The 23,784-nt window shown below is 48.2% G+C and carries 23 protein-coding genes; 8 read left to right on the forward strand and 15 right to left on the reverse strand.

What is annotated here, in order from left to right; genetic code table 11:
• On the reverse strand, positions 1-894 hold the full coding sequence (gene znuA / locus MD588_RS01905) for a zinc ABC transporter substrate-binding protein ZnuA (protein WP_265695073.1): 894 nt from the start codon (positions 892-894) through the stop codon (positions 1-3).
• Positions 895-986: 92 nt separating this feature from the next.
• On the opposite strand from znuA, the gene znuC reads away from it, so the two are divergent.
• Together znuC and znuB are read left to right on the forward strand one after the other, a co-directional pair.
• Positions 987-1,763 carry a zinc ABC transporter ATP-binding protein ZnuC gene (gene znuC / locus MD588_RS01910; protein ID WP_265695074.1) on the forward strand — a complete coding sequence of 259 codons (777 nt, stop codon included), beginning with the start codon at positions 987-989 and terminating at the stop codon, positions 1,761-1,763.
• Positions 1,756-2,541 (forward strand): zinc ABC transporter permease subunit ZnuB, encoded by a 786-nt coding sequence (znuB, locus tag MD588_RS01915; RefSeq protein ID WP_265695075.1) that lies wholly within the window; start codon positions 1,756-1,758, stop codon positions 2,539-2,541. The genes znuC and znuB overlap by 8 nt, the downstream gene beginning before the upstream one ends.
• Positions 2,542-2,642: 101 nt before the next feature.
• Here znuB and MD588_RS01920 read toward each other — a convergent pair whose 3' ends face one another.
• From MD588_RS01920 to sdhC, 9 genes are all read right to left on the reverse strand, one after another.
• Complete coding sequence (locus tag MD588_RS01920) at positions 2,643-2,954, reverse strand: VF_A0006 family four-cysteine protein (protein WP_265695076.1); 312 nt, start codon at positions 2,952-2,954, stop codon at positions 2,643-2,645.
• Between the two features lie 98 nt (positions 2,955-3,052).
• Positions 3,053-3,925, reverse strand: a complete 873-nt coding sequence (sucD, locus tag MD588_RS01925; RefSeq protein ID WP_265695077.1) for a succinate--CoA ligase subunit alpha — start codon at positions 3,923-3,925, stop codon at positions 3,053-3,055.
• Positions 3,925-5,091: an ADP-forming succinate--CoA ligase subunit beta gene (gene sucC / locus MD588_RS01930; RefSeq protein ID WP_265695078.1), complete on the reverse strand. Its 1,167-nt coding sequence runs from the start codon at positions 5,089-5,091 to the stop codon at positions 3,925-3,927. The genes sucD and sucC overlap by 1 nt, the downstream gene beginning before the upstream one ends.
• 134 nt (positions 5,092-5,225) lie before the next feature.
• Positions 5,226-6,443 carry a 2-oxoglutarate dehydrogenase complex dihydrolipoyllysine-residue succinyltransferase gene (gene odhB, locus MD588_RS01935; protein ID WP_265695079.1) on the reverse strand — a complete coding sequence of 406 codons (1,218 nt, stop codon included), beginning with the start codon at positions 6,441-6,443 and terminating at the stop codon, positions 5,226-5,228.
• Positions 6,444-6,474: 31 nt separating this feature from the next.
• Positions 6,475-9,285 carry a 2-oxoglutarate dehydrogenase E1 component gene (sucA, locus tag MD588_RS01940; protein ID WP_265695080.1) on the reverse strand — a complete coding sequence of 937 codons (2,811 nt, stop codon included), beginning with the start codon at positions 9,283-9,285 and terminating at the stop codon, positions 6,475-6,477.
• Between the two features lie 114 nt (positions 9,286-9,399).
• Positions 9,400-10,113, reverse strand: a complete 714-nt coding sequence (locus tag MD588_RS01945) for a succinate dehydrogenase iron-sulfur subunit (protein ID WP_265695081.1) — start codon at positions 10,111-10,113, stop codon at positions 9,400-9,402.
• Between the two features lie 15 nt (positions 10,114-10,128).
• Positions 10,129-11,895, reverse strand: a complete 1,767-nt coding sequence (gene sdhA, locus MD588_RS01950; RefSeq protein ID WP_265695082.1) for a succinate dehydrogenase flavoprotein subunit — start codon at positions 11,893-11,895, stop codon at positions 10,129-10,131.
• Positions 11,896-12,243, reverse strand: coding sequence for a succinate dehydrogenase, hydrophobic membrane anchor protein (gene sdhD / locus MD588_RS01955; RefSeq protein ID WP_265695084.1), 348 nt, complete (start codon positions 12,241-12,243; stop codon positions 11,896-11,898). It abuts the gene before it with no gap.
• A complete protein-coding gene (gene sdhC, locus MD588_RS01960) occupies positions 12,237-12,617 on the reverse strand; it encodes a succinate dehydrogenase cytochrome b556 subunit (protein ID WP_265695085.1) in 381 nt (126 codons plus the stop codon). Before sdhC ends, sdhD begins: the two co-directional genes overlap by 7 nt.
• 409 nt (positions 12,618-13,026) lie before the next feature.
• On the opposite strand from sdhC, the gene MD588_RS01965 reads away from it, so the two are divergent.
• Complete coding sequence (locus MD588_RS01965) at positions 13,027-14,316, forward strand: citrate synthase (RefSeq protein WP_265695086.1); 1,290 nt, start codon at positions 13,027-13,029, stop codon at positions 14,314-14,316.
• Positions 14,317-14,443: 127 nt separating this feature from the next.
• Here the strand turns inward: MD588_RS01965 and MD588_RS01970 are convergent, their stop codons facing one another.
• Positions 14,444-15,202 carry a Nif3-like dinuclear metal center hexameric protein gene (locus tag MD588_RS01970; protein WP_265695087.1) on the reverse strand — a complete coding sequence of 253 codons (759 nt, stop codon included), beginning with the start codon at positions 15,200-15,202 and terminating at the stop codon, positions 14,444-14,446.
• Positions 15,203-15,398: 196 nt separating this feature from the next.
• Positions 15,399-15,605 carry a DUF2517 family protein gene (locus MD588_RS01975; protein ID WP_265695088.1) on the reverse strand — a complete coding sequence of 69 codons (207 nt, stop codon included), beginning with the start codon at positions 15,603-15,605 and terminating at the stop codon, positions 15,399-15,401.
• 132 nt (positions 15,606-15,737) lie between these two features.
• Between MD588_RS01975 and MD588_RS01980 the strand changes: the two genes are divergently transcribed.
• Positions 15,738-16,532, forward strand: coding sequence for a DUF1853 family protein (locus tag MD588_RS01980; protein ID WP_265695089.1), 795 nt, complete (start codon positions 15,738-15,740; stop codon positions 16,530-16,532).
• Between the two features lie 130 nt (positions 16,533-16,662).
• On the opposite strand, the gene pgm is transcribed toward MD588_RS01980, so the two are convergent.
• Positions 16,663-18,309 carry a phosphoglucomutase (alpha-D-glucose-1,6-bisphosphate-dependent) gene (pgm, locus tag MD588_RS01985; RefSeq protein ID WP_265695090.1) on the reverse strand — a complete coding sequence of 549 codons (1,647 nt, stop codon included), beginning with the start codon at positions 18,307-18,309 and terminating at the stop codon, positions 16,663-16,665.
• Positions 18,310-18,344: 35 nt separating this feature from the next.
• On the reverse strand, positions 18,345-18,884 hold the full coding sequence (gene seqA / locus MD588_RS01990) for a replication initiation negative regulator SeqA (protein ID WP_265695180.1): 540 nt from the start codon (positions 18,882-18,884) through the stop codon (positions 18,345-18,347).
• Positions 18,885-18,986: 102 nt separating this feature from the next.
• On the opposite strand from seqA, the gene MD588_RS01995 reads away from it, so the two are divergent.
• From MD588_RS01995 to fur, 4 genes are all read left to right on the forward strand, one after another.
• Positions 18,987-19,751 (forward strand): alpha/beta fold hydrolase, encoded by a 765-nt coding sequence (locus tag MD588_RS01995; protein WP_265695091.1) that lies wholly within the window; start codon positions 18,987-18,989, stop codon positions 19,749-19,751.
• 133 nt (positions 19,752-19,884) lie between these two features.
• Entirely contained in the window at positions 19,885-20,106 is a 222-nt protein-coding gene (locus tag MD588_RS02000) for a DUF2788 domain-containing protein (protein ID WP_265695092.1), read from the forward strand.
• A 237-nt stretch (positions 20,107-20,343) separates the two neighbouring features.
• Positions 20,344-20,871, forward strand: coding sequence for a flavodoxin FldA (gene fldA / locus MD588_RS02005; RefSeq protein ID WP_265695094.1), 528 nt, complete (start codon positions 20,344-20,346; stop codon positions 20,869-20,871).
• 546 nt (positions 20,872-21,417) lie between these two features.
• Entirely contained in the window at positions 21,418-21,864 is a 447-nt protein-coding gene (fur, locus tag MD588_RS02010; protein ID WP_265695095.1) for a ferric iron uptake transcriptional regulator, read from the forward strand.
• Between the two features lie 121 nt (positions 21,865-21,985).
• On the opposite strand, the gene glnS is transcribed toward fur, so the two are convergent.
• Positions 21,986-23,647, reverse strand: coding sequence for a glutamine--tRNA ligase (gene glnS, locus MD588_RS02015; RefSeq protein ID WP_265695096.1), 1,662 nt, complete (start codon positions 23,645-23,647; stop codon positions 21,986-21,988).
• Positions 23,648-23,784: the final 137 nt, after the last annotated feature.

Below are 23,784 nucleotides of genomic sequence, written 5' to 3' on the forward strand. Positions count from 1 at the left end.
TTATTTAAGACAGTTGGTAAAACTTTGCCCCAATTCATGTAAAAATCGGACATAACCGCCCTTATCCTCGGCAATCTCCGTCGCCATCGGATCAAGGGTTCCAATATTGACCTCTGTACCACTAACCACGCTCTTCACAACTGCCGGAGAAAATTGAGGCTCGCTGAATACGCATTGTGCCTGCTTTTCTTGTAGGGCCCGACGAATAGTGACTAAGGTCTTCGCGCCCGGACGACGATCTGGATCTACCGTAAAGTGCCCGAGGTTATTCAATCCGAACTGTTCCTCAAAATAGCCGTAACCATCATGAAAAACATAGTAGCCGCGCTCGGCTAGTGGTGTGAGGTCCTTGTTCAGATCCTTGATGGCTTTTTCCACTCCAGAGACGAACTGCAAAAGGTTATCTTCATATCTATTTTTATGCAATGGATCGAGCTGAATAAGCCTCTCAGAAATCACATTTGCGGCTTGAATCGCCTGCTTTGGACCAAGCCAGAGATGCGGGTCAATCCCATCGTGGCTATGGTTGTGATCACTGTGATTGATCTCAACACCGTCCTCGTAATGGCGGAAAGCAATAGAATGCTGTTCAGTTAGAGCTAAACTGTTCTTACTTTCGGCTAGCACCTTGGTCAGAAACATTTCCAGCTCAGGGCCAACCCAAATAACTAAATCCGCATCTCGCAGTTTTTTTACATCTGACGGACGAAGTGCATAATCATGCGGCGATGATCCTACTGGCAACAGTGTTTCACTTTCGGCAGCTCCTGCTGTTAGCTCCTGTACGATCAGGTTAAGCGGCTTTACCGTTGTCACCACCTTAAACTCACTGGCAGAAAGGCAGGATGAAAATAATAGTGCAACAAAAGAGCTGCAAAGGAAGAAGCGGCGCATAATGATTTCCGGAATAATTATTAATTACAAACGAGAATTGAGATGTTATATTATAACATCTCACTTTGGCAAATACCTTGAAGCACTCTTTTATGACAACCTTAGTTGAATTACAGACTGTTACCGTAACTTTTTCGGAACGACACGTGCTGGATCAAGTGTCACTCAAGCTTGAGCGGGGACAAATCACGACGTTGATTGGTCCAAATGGCGCAGGCAAATCGACACTTGTGAAAGTTATTACCGGTCTACGCAAGCCAACAACAGGAAAGGTTATTCGCCAGAAAGGACTCAGGATCGGCTATGTACCGCAGAAACTACAACTAAACTCATCACTGCCACTGAGTGTCGATCGCTTCATGCGGCTAGCTGGGCGCTATTCCAATGCCGACAGAGTTGAAGCACTTAAAATGGTAAACGGTGCCCACCTCCATCACAGCAATATGCACTCACTATCTGGCGGAGAGATGCAGCGTGTGCTGCTTGCTCGAGCCCTGCTCCAGCACCCTGATCTACTGGTGCTTGACGAGCCTGTCCAAGGCGTTGACGTCAACGGCCAACTCGAACTGTACAGCTTGATCCAGTCACTCCGCGATAAGCTCAACTGTGCTATTTTGATGGTGTCGCACGATTTACATCTGGTAATGGCAAAAACAGATAACGTGATCTGCCTGCATCATCATGTGTGCTGCTCCGGCGCGCCAGAAGCAATCACCAGCCATCCGTCCTATGTTGCCTTGTTTGGTAGCCAGCAAAGTGAACAGTTAGCACTATATCACCACCACCATAACCACGAACACGATCTTGCAGGTAGCCCGATCGGCCCCTGCCAGCACCACCAAGAGCAACAAGAGAGTCACAATGCTTGAGTTTATTCTGCCTGCCCTGATTGCAGGCATCGGCATCGCTGTATTAGCCGGGCCTTTAGGCTCTTTTGTCGTCTGGCGAAAAATGGCCTATTTCGGCGATACACTTTCCCATGCCTCATTGCTAGGTATTGCCCTGGGCTTTCTATTTAATATCAACCTTAATTTGGCCCTAGTGATATGTTGTTTGGCACTGGCCGTGATTTTGGTTAGCCTGCAAAAACAAAAATATGTCGCGACCGATACCCTACTGGGTATTCTCGCCCACAGCGCCTTGTCCCTTGGCTTGGTCGCGGTAAGCTTCCTCGACCATGTCCGTATCGACCTGATGGCCTACCTGTTCGGCGATCTCCTCGCGGTAACAACCATCGATCTGCTGTGGATCTACGGTGGTGGAATCATTGTGATGGGCTTGCTGATCGCCTTGTGGCGCCCGCTGCTATCAATGACGATCAACGAAGAGCTCGCCCAGGTTGAAGGGGTGAATGTCGATTTAATGCGATTACTGCTGATGCTGATGGTCGGCCTAGTGATTGCGGTGGCAATGAAGTTTGTCGGCGCCCTGATTATCACGTCGCTGCTGATCATTCCGGCAGCAACGGCCCGACGCTTTGCCCCAAGCCCAGAAGTAATGGCTGGGCTGGCTTCGCTGATCGGCTCGGTGGCCGTGGTTCTCGGCTTAGCCATGTCATGGCATTATGATACCCCTGCAGGCCCTTCTGTCGTGGTGGCCGCTGCCGCCATGTTTATGCTCAGCCAGTTCAAGCGCACAGAGGCCTAAGGCCAATTTATCCAAAAGATATGATCTATAAATAGGTTGCCATGTCTTACGAAGCCAGCTGGAATTTCCCGCTGGCTTTTTGTTTGAATGGGTTATATTAATCACCAAAACAAACTACGATGTTTATCATTACAGACACGCTTAATCTGCAGAGTGATCTCAGGTTTCTTCGCATCCGGCATGTAGTCCAGCAAACACTGAAAGTAAGCTTGATCTTTCTCTGACAACATAAAGTTATCAATATACAGGCGATGACAAGCATAGGTCATCAGGTTGGCAGCTAGCGCATCTTCCGTACCGGAAACATGCTCGAGAATACAATCTTCATATCCAACCTTGTCTTCTTTGGCCACCTGCTGGAAGCTGACTATCAGAATAATGATACCAACTACACCTACCGCCTTACGCTTCATTTTCGCCTCATTAATACCAATCAGCCTCGGTGTTTTATGTATTCTAGAACGAAAAAACCCGCCATTGGCGGGTTTTCATTATAATTCAGCGAGCTTAATTACCAGCCCGTAACTTCGCGTAGTGCCTTACCGATATCAGCCAGACTCTTCACGGTTTTAACACCTGCAGATTCCAGTGCCAGGAATTTATCTTCAGCGGTACCTTTACCACCAGAGATAATCGCACCTGCATGGCCCATACGCTTGCCCGGAGGAGCGGTAACACCCGCGATGTAGGAAACGACAGGCTTAGTGACATGCTCTTTAATGTAGGCCGCCGCTTCTTCTTCTGCGGTGCCACCAATTTCACCAATCATGACGATAGCTTCAGTCGCAGGATCTTTCTCGAACATCTCCAGGACATCGATAAAGTTTGCGCCAGGAATTGGGTCGCCACCGATACCAACACAGGTTGACTGACCGAAACCTTCATCCGTCGTCTGCTTAACCGCTTCATAGGTCAGCGTTCCTGAACGCGAAACAATACCTACCTTACCGGCTTTGTGAATATGGCCAGGCATAATACCGATCTTACACTCATCAGGAGTAATTACCCCTGGGCAGTTAGGGCCAATCATACGTACGCCAGCTTCATCAAGGCGAACCTTAACATCCAACATATCAAGCGTTGGGATACCTTCGGTGATAGTCACAATCAACTCAATACCCGCATCGATCGCTTCAAGAATCGCATCTTTACAGAAAGGAGCCGGAACATAGATAACTGTTGCCGTCGCACCTGTTGCTTCAACTGCTTCACGTACCGTATTGAATACCGGCAGGCCAAGATGTGTTGTACCGCCTTTGCCCGGTGATACGCCACCGACCATTTGTGTTCCGTACTCAATGGCTTGCTCAGAGTGGAAAGTCCCCTGCCCACCAGTGAAGCCCTGACAAATGACTTTGGTATCTTTATTAATTAAAACTGACATTACTTACCCTCCGCTGCAGCAACTACTTTTTCCGCTGCTTCAGTAAGGGAAGTCGCAGCAATAATATTCAGACCACTTTCAGCAAGCTTTTCAGCACCTAGCTTGGCATTGTTGCCTTCAAGGCGAACAACCACCGGTACTTCAACACCGACTTCAGCAATAGCACCAATGATGCCTTCAGCAATGAGATCACAACGAACGATACCACCGAAGATATTGACCAGAACAGCTTTGACGTTGCTGTCAGAAAGAATAATCTTGAATGCTTCGGTTACACGCTCTTTCGTCGCACCACCGCCCACATCAAGGAAGTTAGCAGGCTGGCCACCGTGTAGGTTAACGATATCCATCGTCCCCATCGCCAGGCCAGCACCATTAACCATACAACCGATATTACCGTCTAGTGCCACGTAGTTCAGCTCCCACTGCGCGGCATGTGCTTCACGCTCATCTTCCTGGGAAGGATCGTGCATCTCACGTAGCTTAGGCTGGCGGTACATGGCGTTCGAATCAATGTTAATTTTTCCATCAAGGCAAAGTAGGTTGTCATCGCCAGTGATCACTAGAGGATTGATTTCAAGCAGCGCCAGATCATAGTCAGCAAACATGTTGCCAAGACCCAGGAAGATTTTAGTGAACTGCTTAATTTGATCGCCTTTTAGGCCAAGCTTGAATGCCAACTCACGACCTTGGTACGGCTGAGGGCCGACCAGCGGATCAATAGCAGCTTTATGGATAAGTTCCGGCGTTTCTTCCGCTACTTTCTCGATTTCAACACCACCTTCAGTCGATGCCATGAAAACAATACGACGGGTACCACGGTCAACGACAGCGCCCAGGTACAGTTCGTTCGCAATGTTAGAGGCTTCTTCAACCAAAATTTTCGTTACTGGCTGGCCATTGGCATCTGTCTGGTAGGTGACCAGATTTTTGCCAAGCCACTTCTGAGCGAATTCTTTAATGCCTTCTTTGGTATCATGTAGTTCCACACCGCCCGCTTTACCACGGCCGCCAGCGTGAACCTGACATTTAACAACCCACTTATCACCACTAATTTTTCCAGCAGCTTCAGCCGCCTCTTGTGGTGTATCACAAGCATAACCTTCTGGAACTGGCAGACCGTATTCAGCAAATAGCTGTTTTGCCTGGTATTCGTGCAGATTCATGATGTTCTATCCGTTTTCATATCCCTTTGGGACTTGTTATATCCATCTGAAATACTCTCGGGTATTTCTTCGTCAATGATACCTGAAACCAGAATCAAGCCGGACGTCGAGCCTGCCCGGCTTGGCTTTAGGTATTAAACGTCTAGTAGCAGACGTGTTGGGTCTTCTAGAAGTTCTTTAATTGTTACCAGATAACCGACAGACTCACGGCCGTCCACCAAACGGTGATCGTACGACAGAGCCAGGTACATCATCGGCAAGACTTCAACCTTACCATCCACAGCCATCGGGCGGTCCTGGATCTTATGCATACCCAGAATAGCCGCTTGTGGCGGGTTGATAATCGGTGTCGACATCAGCGAGCCGAATACGCCACCGTTGGTGATAGTAAAGTTACCGCCTGTTAGCTCATCAACCGTCAGCTTGCCGTCACGGCCTTTGATTGCCAGTTCACGAATGCCTTTCTCGATTTCAGCCAGGCTCAACTTGTCGCAGTCACGTAGTACTGGGGTCACCAAGCCTCGCGGCGTCGATACTGCAATGCTCACATCGAAGAAGTTGTGGTAAACGATATCGTCACCGTCAATCGACGCATTCACTTCTGGATAGCGTTTCAGTGCTTCAACCACCGCTTTAACGTAGAAAGACATAAAGCCCAGGCGAATACCATGGCGCTCTTCGAAAATGTCCTTGTACTGCTTACGCAGATCCATGATTGGCTTCATGTTGACTTCGTTGAACGTTGTCAGCATTGCCGTGCTGTTTTTGGCTTCCAGCAGGCGCTCTGCCACACGCTTGCGCAGACGTGTCATTGGCACACGTTTTTCACTACGATGAGCAAGAGGGGCTTCAATCTTCGCTTCAACAGCAGGTGCAACTGGAGCAGGCGCAGGCTTGCCTTCTTTGACGAACGCTTCAACGTCTTCGCGAGTGATACGGCCACCGACTCCGGTCCCTTTCACATCTGACGCTTTAATGCTGTGCTCGCCCAAAAGGCGGCGCACTGCCGGGCTAAGTGCTTCAGTCGTCTCTTCACCCAGCGCAGCGGTACTGCGTTTATTCGGTGAAGCCTCGGCTTCAGCAGGTACATCTGCAGTCGGTTCACCGGCAACGGCACCCGCTTTAATCTTACCAATCAACTGCTTAGTTAAAACAGTCGTACCTTCTTCTTCAACGATGGCTTCTAGAACGCCATCTTCCGGTGCAGGAACTTCCAGCACCACTTTGTCTGTTTCGATATCAACCAGAACTTCATCACGTGTAACTGTATCACCCGGCTGTTTGTGCCAAGTAGCCACTGTTGCATCAGCAACTGATTCAGGTAAATCGGGAACCAGAATTTCGATTGTCATATCGGCTTTGTCCTTTTTGTTCCAGTTCTTATTAATCTATTGTTAGCGCTGTTTCGATTAGCGCTTTCTGTTGTTTCAAGTGAACCGACATGTAACCTACAGCCGGTGAAGCAGATGCTGGACGACCCGCATAGTTCAGCTCAGCGCCTTTCGGCAGGGCAGAACGGAAGTTATGCTGGCTGGAATACCAAGCGCCTTGGTTTTGCGGCTCTTCTTGGCACCAAATGAAATCAGCAACATGCTGATAATCGGCCAAAGCAGCTTCAACATCTTCTTTAGGGAATGGATATAGCTGTTCGATACGAACAATAGCAACATCAGTCTGCTCGTTTTTGCGGCGCTGCTCGAGAAGATCGTAGTAAACCTTACCTGAACAGAACACCACGCGCTTGACTTGGCTCGGGTCCAAATCATCGATTTCAGGGATCGCTGGCTGGAAATTGCCGCTTGCCAGCTCATCCATCGTCGATACACACAGTGGATGGCGCAATAGAGACTTAGGTGACATCACAATCAACGGACGGCGCATCGGGCGAAGCACCTGACGGCGGATCATGTGATAAACCTGAGCCGGTGTCGATGGAATGATGACCTGCATATTCTGCTCGGCACAAAGTTGCAAGTAGCGCTCCAGGCGGGCTGATGAGTGTTCAGGCCCCTGCCCTTCATAACCATGTGGAAGCAGCATGGTCAGGCCACACATCCGGCCCCACTTCTGCTCACCAGAGCTGATGAACTGGTCGATCACGACCTGGGCACCGTTGGCAAAGTCACCAAACTGTGCTTCCCAAATCGTCAGACCACCGGGCTCAGCCGTCGCGTAGCCATATTCAAAAGCCAGCACCGCTTCTTCTGACAGCACCGAGTCAAAGACCTGGAAGGTGCCTTGCTTGTCATGAATATTGGCCAGCGGGATATAGGTACTCGCATCATTTTGGTTATGCAAAACCGCGTGACGATGGAAGAATGTACCGCGGCCGGAATCCTGCCCGGTAATACGGATGCGGTTGCCCTCATCCACCAAGGTCGCGTAGGCAAGCGTTTCGGCCATCCCCCAGTCAACAGGCTTATCACCCACAATCATTGACTGACGGTCGTTGTAAAGCTTCTGAACCCGACTTTGCAGCTTATGGCTTTCCGGGAACTGGCAAACACGCTGAGCAAGATCATTAAGGCGAGAAGCATCAATCGTATTCGGCCACTCAACGGTCCAGTCATGCCCCAGATACGGTGCCCAATCGACAGAGTGCAGCTTCATAGGACGCCATTCTTTCACCACGCACTCACCACGATCCAGCGCATCACGGTACTCGTTGATCAGCGACGTTGCCGTCTCCAAGTCAACGGTCTGGTTATCAGTCAGGGCATCGGCATAAATTTTACGCGGAGTCGGATGCTTTTTGATCTTCTGGTACATCAACGGCTGGGTTGCATTCGGCTCATCGGCCTCATTGTGACCGTGACGACGGTAACACACCAGATCAATAACCACATCGCGTTTGAAGGTATTACGGAAGTCCAGCGCGATACGCGTAACAAACGCAACCGCTTCTGGATCATCGGCGTTAACATGGAAAATTGGCGACTGAACCATTTTCGCGATATCGGTACAGTACTGAGTAGAGCGGGTATCATTCGGGTTTGACGTAGTGAAACCAATCTGGTTGTTGACCACAATACGTATCGTACCGCCCACACGGTAACCGCGCGACTGTGACATATTGAAGGTTTCAGCAACCACACCCTGACCAGCAATTGCGGAGTCACCATGGATGGTGATCGGGAGTACCTGAGATCCATCTTTGTCGCCAAGGCGATCCTGACGGGCACGGACTGAGCCCACAACCACTGGGTTGACGATTTCCAGGTGTGATGGGTTGAATGCCAATGCTAAATGCACATCACCCCCAGGCGTTGCAAAGTCAGCCGAGAAGCCCTGGTGATATTTCACATCACCGGTACCCCAGCTTTCACCATGCTTGCCGGCGAACTCGTCAAATAGGTCCTGTGGTTTCTTGCCCAGTACGTTGACCAGCATATTCAGGCGGCCGCGGTGTGCCATACCAATGACAACCTCGCGAGCGCCGTTAGTGCCGGCATAACGGATCAATTCTTTGACCATCGGGATAAGCGCGTCACCACCTTCCAAAGAAAAACGCTTGGCGCCTGGGAACTTAGCCCCAAGATAGCGCTCCAAACCTTCGGCAGCGGTTAGCTCATCAAGGAAAGTTAGCTTTTCTTCTTTGGAAAACGCACCCTGACCAACCACCGATTCCAACCGCTGCTGAATCCAGCGTTTTTCTTCGGTATCAGTAATGTGCATATATTCAGCACCAATTGAACCACAATAGGTTTTCTTTAGTGCGTCATAGATTTCAGACAACTTCATGGTTTCTTTGCCAATAGCAAACGAACCCACGTTAAAGCTCTCGTTAAAATCATCCGCAGTTAGATTATGGTACTCAGGATCAAGATCAGGCACTCGTTCCTGCTGCCATAATTCTAACGGGTCTAAGTTCGCATGCTGATGACCACGGAAACGGTATGCATTGATAATCTGCAATACCTTAACCTGTTTTGCATCAACATCTGGATCGCTGACGGTAGCACTTAGATAGGTTGTTTCTTTAGCCAAACGTCGGAAATAATCACGAACTCGCGAGTGCGGCTGCTCAACAGCTGTTTCACTCACAACAGGCAAATCACTAAATACATGACGCCATTCTTCGTCAACTAATTCTGGGTCGCTAAGATACAACTCGTAGAGGTCTTCTACATAAGTTGCATTGGCGCCAGCCAGGTGTGAAGACTCAAGCCAAGCCTTCATAACGCCGTTCTGCATTGTTTTCCCTTAACCACTAGTTATCGCCATTTGCGCCGGTCTCATCATGGCCGGGCTTTAAGGCTGGCTTCAGATAGCGAAACAGGAAGCCAGCATATCGATAATTCGACTTAATTATACCGCGCGTTTTAGCAACATTGATTTAATGTGGCCAATCGCTTTTGTTGGATTTAATCCCTTAGGACAAACATTTACACAGTTCATGATGCCATGGCAACGAAAAACACTAAAAGCGTCGTCAAGATCGGATAATCGTTCATCTGTTGCAGTATCACGACTATCAATTAGCCAACGGTACGCAGCAAGCAAACCAGCAGGTCCGATAAATTTATCCGGGTTCCACCAGAACGACGGACAAGAGGTTGAACAGCAGGCACACATAATACACTCGTACAGACCATCCAAATGGGCACGGTCTTCCGGTGACTGCAGGTTCTCTCTTGCAGGCGGCAGAGCATCATCATCAATCAGGAACGGTTTCACTTTGGCGTAGTTAGTATAGAACTGATCCATATCGATGATCAGGTCACGAATAACCGGCAGACCGGGTAACGGTCGGATCACTATGGTCTTTTCGCCCATTAATGCTGACAGCGGAGTAATGCATGCCAGGCCATTTGTCCCATTCATATTGATACCGTCTGAGCCACATACACCTTCACGGCATGAGCGACGGAACGCCAGGGTCGGGTCTTGCTCTTTCAGCAAAATTAACGCATCGAGCACCATCATGTCAGAACCTTCAGGTACTTCCAGGGTATAGCCCTTCATATGCGGTGCGTTATCTACATCAGGATTGTAGCGGTAAATCGAGAAATTCAGTTTCATCTTTCATCCCTCCCCTTAGTAAGTACGTGCTTTAGGCGGGAACGCCTCACGATGAACTGGTGACATATTTACATCACGCTTCGACATTTCTTCTGTCTCAGGGTTGTAAATTGAGTGACATAGCCAGTTTTCATCATCACGCTCAGGGAAGTCGAAACGCGCATGAGCGCCACGGCTTTCAGTACGGAAGTTGGCAGCAACAGCTGTCGCGTATGCCGTTTCCATCAAGTTATCGAGTTCCAAACATTCGATGCGCTGCGTATTAAATTCAGTTGAAGTATCGTCCAGACGCGCTTCTTTCAAACGCTCACGGATAACTTTCAACTCTTCCAGCCCTGTTGCCATCGCTTCACCTTCACGGAATACCGAGAAGTTATTCTGCATACACGACTGAAGATCCTTGCGGATTTGAACCGGGTCTTCGCCTTTCTGAGTATTGTTCCAGCGATTCACACGCTCAAGCGAAGCTTCAATGTCAGAGTCTGTTGCCGGGCGTGCCTCTGCCTGTGCCGCCAGTGTCTCACCAAGGTGCAGGCCAGTTGCACGACCAAATACCACGAGGTCGAGCAGCGAGTTACCACCGAGGCGGTTTGCACCGTGTACCGATACCGAGGCAATTTCACCGCAGGCAAACAAACCTTGGACTTCAACATCCTGGCCTGCACTGTCTTGTTTCAGTGCTTGCCCCGAGACCTGAGTCGGAACACCACCCATCATGTAGTGACAAGTCGGAATGACCGGGATTGGTTCTTTAACCGGGTCAATATGGGCGAACGTACGAGATAGCTCACAGATACCCGGCAGACGGGACTCCAGTACATCTTTGCCAAGGTGATCCAGTTTTAGTTTGATATGAGGTCCCCAAGGGCCATCACAGCCACGTCCCTCACGAATTTCTACCATCATCGAACGGGCAACCACGTCACGACCGGCAAGATCTTTGGCGTTAGGTGCATAGCGCTCCATGAAGCGCTCACCATCTTTGTTCAGCAGGTAGCCACCTTCACCACGGCACCCTTCGGTTACCAGAACCCCAGCGCCGGCAATTCCCGTCGGGTGGAACTGCCACATTTCGATATCCTGCATCGGTACACCAGCACGAAGTGCCATACCAACACCATCACCGGTGTTGATGTGGGCATTCGTCGTAGAAGCATAGATACGCCCTGCACCGCCGGTAGCCAGAATCGTTGCCTTCGACTTGAAGTAGCAGATCTCACCCGTTTCCATACAAAGGGCGGTACAGCCAAGGATGGCGCCATCTTGGTTTTTCACCAAATCCAGTGCATACCACTCAGAGAAGATCGTCGTTTTATGTTTAATATTTTGCTGGTACAGAGTATGCAAAAGCGCATGGCCGGTACGGTCAGCGGCCGCTGCGGTACGAGCCGCCTGCTCGCCACCAAACTCTTTGGACTGGCCACCAAATGGGCGCTGATAAATTGAACCGTTATCAAAACGAGAAAACGGCAGCCCCATTTTTTCTAGTTCAATAACTGACTTAGGCCCGTTCTGACACATATATTCAATGGCATTCTGATCACCAATGTAGTCAGAACCTTTGACAGTATCGTACATATGCCACTGCCAGTTATCCGGGTGTGAATTACCCAGTGCTACGGTAATCCCGCCCTGCGCCGACACAGTATGTGAACGAGTAGGGAATACTTTAGATAGCAAAGCACATTTAAGACCTTGCTCAGAAATTTGTAGTGCGGCGCGCATACCTGCACCACCAGCACCGATTACTACGGCATCAAACTCACGAACTGCAATGCTCACTTACGCACCCCACACAATGAAGAAACCTGAAAACAGGTAGACAAAAAGTACAGCCACAACACCAAACTGGATACCTGCTCGTAATGCGGCAGGTTTAATGTAGTCGGTTAGCACTTGCCATAGGCCAATCCAGGCATGGATCAAAATTGATAGCAGTGCCAGCATAGTGAACACCTTGGTGCTTAACTTACCGAAGAAAGCCGTCCAAGTTTCATAGCTCAGTTCAGGGCCAAAGGTGAGAAATCCGACCATATAAATGGTGTAAAGTGTTAAAATGATTGCAGTTGCGCGAATCAGAATGAAATCGTGTATACCATTACGGCCGATTGTCGATACGTTATTTACCATACTAGGCCTCCAGCGAAGACAGCTAGAACCGCTACGATAGCAAAGCTCACTTTGGTGCTCACAATGCCGGATTCCATTTCTTCAAAATATCCCATATCCATCATTAGATGACGCACGCCCAGCACAATGTGATAGAACAATGCAGTCAGTACACCCCACAAAACAAATTTCACGAAGAAGCTGTCAACAATGCTGGCAGCACTTGCGAAACCTTCAGGGGAAGAAAGGGAAAGGCCTAATAACCAAAGTAGGATTGCAACAGAAACAAACGTTATCACGCCGGAAACGCGATGTAGGATTGACGCAATCGCCGTCAGCGGAAAGCGAATCGTCTGTAGGTCGAGGTTGACAGGTCTTGGCTTATTTACTTTCACGGTGTTTGCCCACTCAGCTCCATTGAAGCATTTTATTTTTATAGAACTCTCCGATTCGCTTAAGCCAGACGAACAAGCGTAACATCCTCGTAACCTTTGGTTGCAATTATGTTTTAACGGGGACCTAAAACAAAATCGAACCTAAGTGACTAATATTGTTGATAACTTAAGCATTTGTTTCTGGCGGTCGCAGAACCAGAGACCTGCGGCGAGTATACGCCTCGTAACAATCAAATACAAACCCAGTTACATGACCTCTAACACGGTTTGAGAATTTTGCACGCTTTTACCCAAAGTTATTAACAAGCGCACACAAAGAGGCACAAAAATTGACAAATGACGCGCCGAACGGTACAACAAATGCACATCCGCTTTGGATTAGGATTATAAAAAAGCAAAGGAGATTGTTATGGCAGACATGAAAGCTACTCTTCACATCGAAGGGGAAGCACCAGTCGAACTGCCGATTATCGGGGGCTCGCAAGGGCCAGATGTAATTGATGTGCGCAAGCTTGGCGCTAACGGTTACTTTACATTCGACCCTGGTTTTCTAGCCACAGCATCATGTGAATCTCAAATTACTTACATTGATGGCGATAAAGGTATCCTGCTTCACCGTGGTTACCCTATCGACCAATTAGCAAATAATGCTGATTATTTGGAAGTTTGTTACATTCTTCTGTACGGCGAAGTCCCAACCCGTGAGCAGTACGAAACATTCCGTACCACTGTTACTCGCCACACTATGGTCCATGAACAGATTGCTAGCTTCTTCCATGGCTTCCGCCGTGACGCTCACCCTATGGCTGTAATGTGTGGTGTCGTTGGTGCACTAGCGGCGTTCTATCATGATTCTCTGGATATCAATAATGATACCCACCGTGAGATCACGGCATTCCGTTTATTGTCAAAAATGCCGACGCTGGCAGCAATGTGTTACAAATATTCAATTGGCCAGCCTTTCATCTTCCCTCGCAATGATCTGGATTATGCAGAGAACTTCCTGCATATGATGTTTGCAACGCCTTGTGAAGAATATGAAGTTAGCCCTGTCGTGGCACGCGCGATGGATAAGATCTTTACGCTGCACGCTGACCACGAACAAAATGCATCAACGTCGACCGTTCGTCTAGCAGGCTCTTCTGGTGCCAATCCATTTGCCTGTATCGCCGCTGGTATCGCTTCACTTTGGGGCCCGGCACACGGTGGTGCCAACGAAGCATGCTTAAAGATGCTGGAAGAAATCGGCAGTGTCGAAAAAATCCCAGAGTTTGTAGCACGTGCCAAAGACAAAGATGACCCATTCCGTCTAATGGGCTTTGGTCACCGTGTTTACAAAAACTATGACCCACGTGCAACCGTGATGCGTGAAGCATGTCATGAAGTGCTTGAAGAGCTTAATATTCAGGATCCACTGCTTGATGTAGCAATGGAGCTTGAGCGTATTGCCCTTTCTGACGAGTACTTCATCGATAAGAAACTGTACCCTAATGTTGATTTCTACTCAGGCATCATCCTGAAGGCAATTGGTATTCCAGTTTCAATGTTCACGGTGATCTTTGCCATGTCACGGACTATCGGCTGGATTGCTCACTGGAACGAAATGCACAATGATCCAGGCAACCGTATTGGCCGTCCTCGCCAGCTGTATACCGGTTACACACAACGTGAGTTCAGCCCGATCCACGAGCGTGAATAATAGGATCTAGGCAGAAAGTAAAAAGGTTGAGCAGAAATGCTCAACCTTTTGTTTTATTAATGGAAATAATACCTATTCCATTTATTATCTAACCACAGAGCAGATAATTTGTGGGTTTGGCATAAAACTATACTGGATTGTCGATATCAATGAAGGAGACATCCAAACCATGTTCGTCGACTAACCACTCGCCCAGAGATTTGATCCCGTAACGCTCGGTGGCATGGTGGCCTGCGCTGAAATAGTGGATCCCAAGCTCTCGAGCAGTATGAACGGTGCGTTCAGAGATCTCGCCGGAAATAAACGCATCCAGGCCTTTCTGAGCAGCCAGCTCAATAAAATCCTGGCCGCCACCCGTACACCAGCCAATAGTTTTAATTTCTGCCGGCGCATTGTCGCCGATATGCAGCGGCTCGCGATGAAGGGCGATTGACAGGCGTGATGCCAAATCCTCACCCGTTAACGGTTGTTCAAACTGACCATATACCGAGACCGATTGAGGATTACCTTCTTCCATCCCCCCCAGCACTTCTATTTCAAGTAGTTCAGCCAACCTGGCATTATTACCGAGCTCAGGGTGAACATCCAATGGCAAGTGGTAGGCATAAAGGTTGATACCGTTTTCGATCAGGGCCTTGATACGGCGAAATTTCATGCCTCGAATTTCCGCAGGCTCACCTTTCCAAAAGAAGCCATGGTGAACCAGAATCGCATCAGCCTGCTCTTCAATTGCACGCTCAATCAATGCCTGGCATGCCGTGACACCAGTGATGACTCTTTTTACTTCTGATTTACCTTCAACCTGCAGGCCGTTTGGGCAGTAGTCTTTAATCAGGTGCGGACTCAGCAGCTGATTTAGCACAGCTTCTAGTTTTAAGTTATTCATTAGCGCTCCTTTTTACCAACCGGCACAGTAAACGCTCTTTGGCGAAAGGCTAAGCCCGGTCGGTTTTACAGATAACACTATTCTATACCAACTGCCTATGGCAAACGGAACAATAATCTTATACCAAGCTGAATAACTATCTGGCCTATCAGAGAGATTGATAAAGCTCAGAGACACGGTACTGGCTAGCGCAAGCTCAATATAATTGCTGTGCACCACGCTCCGACTCTTCCAGCCAGACTGGCTTAGTGCTAGTTTTTAACCAATAGCGGTGCAAATAGCTGTAAAGTCGCGAGCGGGTAGAGTTGGGAGTAAAGACCATAACGGGGAAAGTACTTACGCCGACAAGTACCACAAAAGTGCGGCGCAGATAAATGTACCACTGGGGATAAGGGGTATACATGTCGCCTCCTCAAACTGCCTGGAAAAACGGGTCTTATCTCCCAACAATGTATGAAATGCCATTAGGCTAAACTACCTAATTTTGCCCGTTTCTTAGGCTTAATCATTATAAATACTAGGGTTTTATAGCTACATGTCACTCATTTACAACCAAACAACAGCAAATGAACATGCACGCAACACGGCGGGTGCGGTTTTGCATCTTCCTCCCCTACTCACCGGCCACCCTTTTATCGCCGACCAGTGCTGGCTTGATGCTTTCCGCGCTGGTGCCAAACTACCTGAAAACCTTAACTATCAGGGCGGGAAGCGCCTGGGCTTTTATTATCAATGGCTCTGGCAGCAACTGATCCTCAACCACCCCGATTACGAATTGCTCGGCGAAGAGCTCCAGCTAACGGTCGACAAAAAAACGCTTGGTGCCATCGACTTTCTGGTCAAAAACCTACAAACCGAGCAAATAGAACACTGGGAAGTCGCTATCAAGTTTTATCTCGCCTATGAGCATAGCTGGCCAGGCCCTAATGCAAGAGATAACCTAGATAAAAAGGCGAAACGAATGCTCACCCATCAGCTCATGCTATCGAGCCATCCCGCCTATAAAGCAACCCTAGAGCAACAATATGGCCGGCCCGATGTCAGACGGCTAATCATGCAGGGGCGTCTATTCTATCCGGCACATGCTGGTGATTCTGGTTCAGATATTGAACTAAACCCCGATGCGGCCAAAGGACTGTGGTGCTACTCGCAACAGGCACAAACCCTGGATCTACGTCGTATCGCCAAGCCGGAGTGGATTGCCCCTCCCAGTTTTGAATCGCTGAAACAAGAACCGCCATTGACAGCAGTTACCAACCCGACGATGGCCGTCGCACCGGATAACCAGATCTGGTTTGTGATGCCAGAAAAATGGCCCCACGAAAAGTAATTCCTAGAGGTTACCATTCAGGTGATTGCGTCAATAAATCAAATACTTCTACAAGTCGGTATCAATCACAGGCATAAAAAAACGCCCGGCAAAGCGGGCGTTTCACGACAGTATATCCTGTCAGCCTGAATTATAGGCCAGCGTCGGCAAATACCTTGCTCACGATTTCCTGTGCTTCTTTCTCAATCAGAGCAAGGTGCTCCTTGCCCTTGAAGCTTTCACAGTAAATCTTGTAAATATCTTCGGTACCAGACGGACGCGCAGCAAACCAGCCGTTTTCAGTCGTCACTTTAAGACCACCGATCGCAGCACCGTTTCCAGGCGCATGAGTCAAGCGGGCAGTAATGGCATCGCCAGCCAACGTTTCAGCGGCAACCATTTCAGGAGACAGCTTGCTCAAAATGGCTTTCTGCTCACCGTTAGCAACAGCCTGCAGACGGTTATACTCTGAAGCGCCGTGCTTAGCAGCCAGCTCTTCATAGTACTGCTGTGGATTCTTACCTGTGACAGCGGTAATCTCAGCAGCCAACAGACATAGCAGGATTCCGTCTTTGTCGGTAGACCATGGCGTACCGTCCATGCGCAGGAATGATGCCCCCGCACTTTCTTCGCCGCCAAAGCCTAGCTTGCCAGAATACAAACCGTCAACGAACCACTTGAAGCCAACAGGCACTTCACATAATTCGCGGCCTAGATCCGCCACAACACGGTCGATCAGAGCACTGGATACCAGCGTCTTACCGACGGCAACATTCTGGCTCCAATCTGGACGATGACGGTACAAGTAATCAATACATACAGCCAGGAAGTGGTTCGGGTTCATCAGACCAGCAGGCGTTACGATACCGTGACGATCGTAATCTGGGTCATTACCGAATGCCAAGTCATAGTTGTCTTTATGTGCCAGCAGGCCAGCCATCGCGTAAGGTGACGAACAGTCCATGCGAACCACGCCGTCTTTATCTAGCGACATAAAACGGAACGACGGATCAATTGACTCGTCAACCAGTGTCAGGTCAAGTCCATAATGGTTAGCGATTTGGCGCCAGTATTCAATGCCGGAGCCACCTAATGGATCGACACCAATTTTTAGGTTCGCTTTCTGGATCGCTGCCATATCGATAACATTAACCAAGTCATCAACATATGGAGCAACCAGCTCTTGCTCAACGACCAACTCGCTCGCAAACGCCTGCTCAATCGATACTCGCTTAACGTCAACCATGCCATTGGCGATGATTTCGTTGGCGCGCTTTTCGATAGCCGTCGTCAACTCACCTTCGGCCGGACCACCATGTACAGGGTTGTACTTGATGCCGCCATCCTGAGGTGGGTTATGGGAAGGTGTGATCACAATGCCATCGGCCTTATCGGCATTGGCTTTGTTGTGACATAGAATAGCGTGGGAAACCCCCGGAGTCGGAGTATAACCACGGCCTTCCTGAATCACCACTTTAACATTGTTAGCCACCAGCACTTCGAGCGTTGAAGTAAAAGCTGGCTCAGACAATGCGTGTGTGTCTTTACCGAGGAATAGTGGGCCAGTTACACCGTTTGCAGCACGGACTTCCGCAACTGCCTGGGCAATCGCCCAAATATGGTGCTGGTTGAATGTTCCCTTATCAGCCGTACCACGGTGACCAGAAGTACCAAAGGCTACTTGCTGCTGTGGTTCTGAAGCACTCGGCTCGATCAGGAAATAATTTGCCACTAACGCTGGGATGTTATGCATATCTTCTTGCTGGGCACGCTGCCCAGCACGAGGATGGATCGCCATTAACTTATCCTTGTAAAAATGAGGCGTAAAGCCAGTTAAATTTCACCGCAAACTTTATCGATGATATCTGCACCGAAGTTCATTTTGCCCATCAACTGCTCAACCATCTGTCGTTTACGATCAGTATTGGTATTCGTGATTACCCAGAAAGGAGTCTCTGGGATAGCTTTCGGCTTCGTCGTTTTACCACTTGCCAACAGTGTCTCTTCACTTTCCGCAAAATAGACGCGTGTACGACCTTTGATTGCCGCGGCTTCTGTGAAGCCTTCCGGATCGATACGATAAAGCGAGGACAGGACCATCATGAATCGGCCGATCGCTTTTTCCTGAACGGCAAATTCATCAGAAATAAGCAAAGATCGCATTTCTTTCACGCGATCGATTGTTGCCACGTTACCCGCATCTTTACTAACCACGATACCTTTCGGACGAACCGGCATAACAACTTCTTGCTGTTGTACCTCATCTGGCATCATAAGCAGGCGGCGCAAAATATCAGATGCGCTTTCACCAATATGCTGGGTTTGACTAGCAATATAACGATATAGCTCTTCGTCTACCTCAATACTCTTCATCGTAGTGTTCATTATCGTTCCGTTTGAAAATCACCGTGAGATTATAACGTGATCCGAGGTTATACTCTACGGTAAAGCGTTATCAACAAGAGAAAATAGTCAGTGAATCTTCATTATCAAGTAGACGGCCAAGGCGAAGCGATCATTTTGATCCATGGTCTTTTTGGCAGCGCCGACAATCTGGGGTTGCTCGCCAGATCCTTGAAAGATAAATACAAAGTGATCAGTCTGGATCTTCGAAACCATGGTCGTTCACCGCATTCAGACACGTTTACCTATCGCGATATGGCTGCCGATGTCCTCAAGGTCATTGACCAATGTGACATCGAGCGCTTCTCTCTGATCGGTCATTCTATGGGCGGAAAAGTCGCCATGGCAATGACCGAATTGGCCGCCGACAGATTCAACCACCTAGTCGTACTGGATATGGCACCGGTTCATTACCATGTTCACCGCCACCAGAATGTCTTTGCCGGTTTGCAGGAAGTCGCCAGACACACCGTTGGCAAACGCAGCGAAGCAGAGTTCTTTCTGGCTCAGCATATTGTTGAGCCGGGCGTGCGGCAGTTTTTACTCAAGTCATTTGCGAAAACAGACAACGGCTACAATTGGCGCTTCAATGTTGACGGCCTGATCGCCAATTACAATACCATCATGGGCTGGCAGGAAGTGTCCCCATTCAGCGGCAATACCCTCTTCATCAAGGGACAGGAATCAGAGTATATTCTGCCGGAACACCGAGAAGCCATTGCCAAGCAGTTCCCTCGCGCCAAAGCACATATGGTGGCAAATACCGGGCACTGGCTGCACGCGGAGAAGCCAGAGACGGTAAACCGTATTATTCTGAACTTCTTACAGTCAGCGTAAGGCCTGTTTATCTTTTAGCGTCACAGCAAGAAAAGCGATGAAAAATCAACAGGCGCGATACCGTTAACAGGCGCCTATTGTCTGTGTTATAGTGCGCGCCTAGCTCGGCTACGACTGCTGTAAGGAGACAGGAATGTTTTATGAGCACATGGAGCTGCTTGAATCAATTGGGCTGGACTTACTGTTTGCCGCGATTTTTTTCTTTATTGGCATGGCCATCAAAGATGTTCTTAAGCAGGGTAATGTGCCACCATTTGGTCGTAAAATTGTCTGGCTTGTCTTATTCCTTGGCTGCGCAGGCTTTATCACAAAAGGTCTGATCCAGCTCAGTTGGGAAGGTGCCGGCATAGGCTAAGATTTCATACAAGCAGCTAGCCGAAACAGTCATAACTCCCTGTGCCTGATAACGCGCAGAGAGAAACAAAGTTGACGTCAGGTATGCTCATGTAACGAGCAGCTGATGTTCAGTGGTTCTATTTCGACTTTCGAAACAGTATTTACTGAAGCTCAGGGCCCATGTCCTGAACAGATTTATGTATATCGTTATCATCACTGATAGCGGTCAACAACTAATATACGGGTAATCTCTACTATGGCGAGTGTAGGACTCTTCTTTGGTAGCGACACAGGTAACACAGAAGCTGTCGCTAAAATGATCCAGAAACAACTAGGCAAAAATCTGGTTGAAGTAAAAGATATCGCTAAAAGCAGCAAAGAAGATATCGACAATTTCGATCTGCTACTACTAGGTATCCCTACCTGGTACTACGGTGAAGCACAATGTGACTGGGATGACTTCTTCCCGGAATTAGAAAACATCGACTTTTCTACCAAGCTTGTTGCTATCTTCGGCTGTGGCGACCAAGAAGATTACGCTGAGTACTTCTGTGATGCGATGGGCACAGTACGTGAGATCGTTGAAGGCCGCGGCGCAACTATCGTTGGTCACTTCTCTACCGAAGGCTTCGAGTTTGAAGCATCAAAAGCCCTAGTTGATGACAACCACTTTGTTGGCCTATGCATCGACGAAGACCGCCAGCCAGAATTGACTGAAGAGCGTGTCGAAAATTGGGTTAAGCAAATCTACGAAGAAATGTGCCTGGCTGAACTGGCAGACTAATTTCTTCCGCTATGAAAAACGCGCCACTGGGCGCGTTTTTTAATCGCAACAAACAGTAAAGCTCCAGCCTGCGTACAATGACTCACAACTCCCCCCTTCTATTTCCAACCTGAATCCCCCAAACAAAACACCATTAAAATCAATATGGTTGCATATTAAATCGTTATCCGTTTCAAGCAACTTTTGTATTGCGAATTATTAGCATTTGCACCCCATCGATGTAACGTCTTTCAAAGCGACACAATTTGGTTGCCTTCTAAAAACTGTGGCAGTGTCTAGCGCAAAATATAGCGTTATCGCCGCTTCCCCTACTAAACAACATGCATAGGCAATCATAAAGTGACCTCACTTTGTTTCATCTGGCGTTACTGGCACAAGGTGCACAAGCTACATTTTTCTAACAAACCTGTAAACTAAAGAAAAGTTACATATCAGCTAGATTCATCGCTTTTTAAGGTTTATTGTTATCTTGTCGTCACTTATAATAAATAGATATGAGAAAGACTACCGCATCATGTTGTTGCGGCTAGCCAATAGGAAACTCGGATGTCAGATAATAATCACGCACTTAAACAAGCAGGCTTAAAAGTTACGCTTCCGCGTCTTAAGATTCTGGAAGTATTACAACAGCCTGACTGTCAACACATTAGTGCTGAAGACTTGTATAAGAAACTAATCGATATTGGTGAAGAGATTGGCCTGGCAACGGTTTACCGCGTTCTAAACCAATTTGATGATGCCGGCATTGTTACCCGTCACCACTTTGAAGGTGGCAAGTCAGTCTTTGAGCTTGCAACTCAGCACCACCATGATCATCTAGTTTGTCTTGATTGCGGTAAAGTTATCGAGTTTTCGGATGAGGTGATTGAACAGCGTCAAAAAGAGATCGCCGCCAGTTTCAATGTCCGCCTGACAAACCACAGTCTATACCTATATGGTCACTGCATGGAAGGTAACTGCAGCGAAGACTCAAGTTTGCACGATCGCAAATAATATAACGATAAGCCTTCACAGAATTAACGACTTAGTCGCTCAACACTAAGTAAAAAAAACCAGCCAATTGGCTGGTTTTTTTACATCTATGGCTTGCCAACACTGAGTTGGCTAAGGACATTTAGTCGCCAATTTTGGCCCAAGTATCACGTAGGCCAACCGTACGGTTGAACACTAGGCTTTCAGCCGATGAATCTTTGCTGTCAGCACAGAAGTAACCGGTACGTTCAAACTGAAATGCTTTTTCCGCTTCTGCCATTTTTAGCGCCGGCTCAACAAAACCGTTCTTCACTGTCAGTGACTCAGGGTTGATCGTCGAAACGAAATCATCTGCCGCTGCTGGGTTAGGAACAGTAAACAGGCGATCGTATAGGCGGAATTCAGCTGGCAAACCTGCTTCTGCAGATACCCAGTGGATTACGCCCTTCACCTTACGACCGTCAGCAGGGTTCTTGCCAAGGGTGTCAGCATCATACGTACAGAAGATAGTAGTAATGTTGCCATCTTCATCTTTTTCGATGCGCTCAGCCTTGATCACGTAAGCTCCGCGTAAACGGACTTCTTTGCCTAACACCAGACGCTTGTACTTCTTGTTTGCTTCTTCGCGGAAGTCTTCACGCTCGATGTAAACTTCACGGCTAAACGGTACTTGGCGCTCACCCATTTCAGGGTCATTCGGGTGATTAGCAACAGTCAGCACTTCGGTATCACCAAAGTTTTCAATAACCACTTTCACCGGGTCTAAAACTGCCATCGCACGAGGGGCGTTGGTGTTTAGATCATCACGAATACAAGATTCAAGTGAGCCCATTTCAATCGTGTTATCTTGCTTAGTTACACCGATACGCTTACAGAATTCACGGATTGACGCTGACGTAAAGCCACGACGACGCAAACCAGAAATTGTCGGCATACGTGGATCATCCCAGCCCGATACTAGGTTATCTGTCACAAGCTGGTTCAGTTTACGCTTCGACATCACCGTGTATTCAAGATTCAGACGACTAAACTCGTACTGGTGAGGCTGGCAGTCAATGGTGATATTTTCCAATACCCAATCGTACAGACGACGATTGTCTTGGAATTCCAGCGTACAAATAGAGTGGGTAATGCCTTCCAACGCATCCGAGATACAGTGCGTGAAGTCATACATTGGGTAGATACACCACTTGTCACCCGTCTGGTGGTGATCAGCAAAGCGCACACGGTAGATAACCGGATCGCGCATTACCATAAATGGTGATGCCATATCGATCTTGGCGCGTAGGCACATCTTGCCTTCTTCAACCTCACCGTTCTTCATTTTCTCGAACAGTTCAAGGTTTTCTTCGACGCTGCGGTCACGGTACGGGCTTGGCTTGCCAGCCTCCACCAAGGTGCCGCGGTATTCTCGCATTTGCTCAGGACTTAGCTCATCAACGTATGCTAAGCCTTTATTAATTAATTCAATAGCAAACCCGTATAGCTTGTCAAAGTAGTTAGATGAGTAACAAATCTCACCGCTCCACTCGAAGCCCAACCAGTTAACATCGTTCTTAATAGACTCAACGTACTCGATGTCTTCTTTCTCAGGGTTGGTATCGTCGAAACGTAAGTTACATTGACCCTGATAGTCCTGAGCAATACCGAAGTTCAAACAAATAGATTTCGCATGACCGATGTGCAGGTAACCATTCGGCTCCGGCGGGAATCGGGTATGTACGCTTGTATGTTTGCCACTTGCTAAATCCGCATCAATGATCTGGCGGATAAAGTTAGTTGGACGAGCTTCAGATTCACTCATCAATTTGACCTCGTGTGCTTACAGGATTTTGGAACTCTCTATGATCCATAAATATGGGGCACGACTCAACAAATAGTATGCATTGTTTGTCGATATGTATAAAAAAACCCCGCTATTGCGGGGCAATATAATCTTAT

Origin of the sequence: Photobacterium obscurum (genome assembly GCF_026191635.1) — a bacterium.
GTDB classification, from domain to species: Bacteria; Pseudomonadota; Gammaproteobacteria; order Enterobacterales; family Vibrionaceae; genus Photobacterium; species Photobacterium obscurum.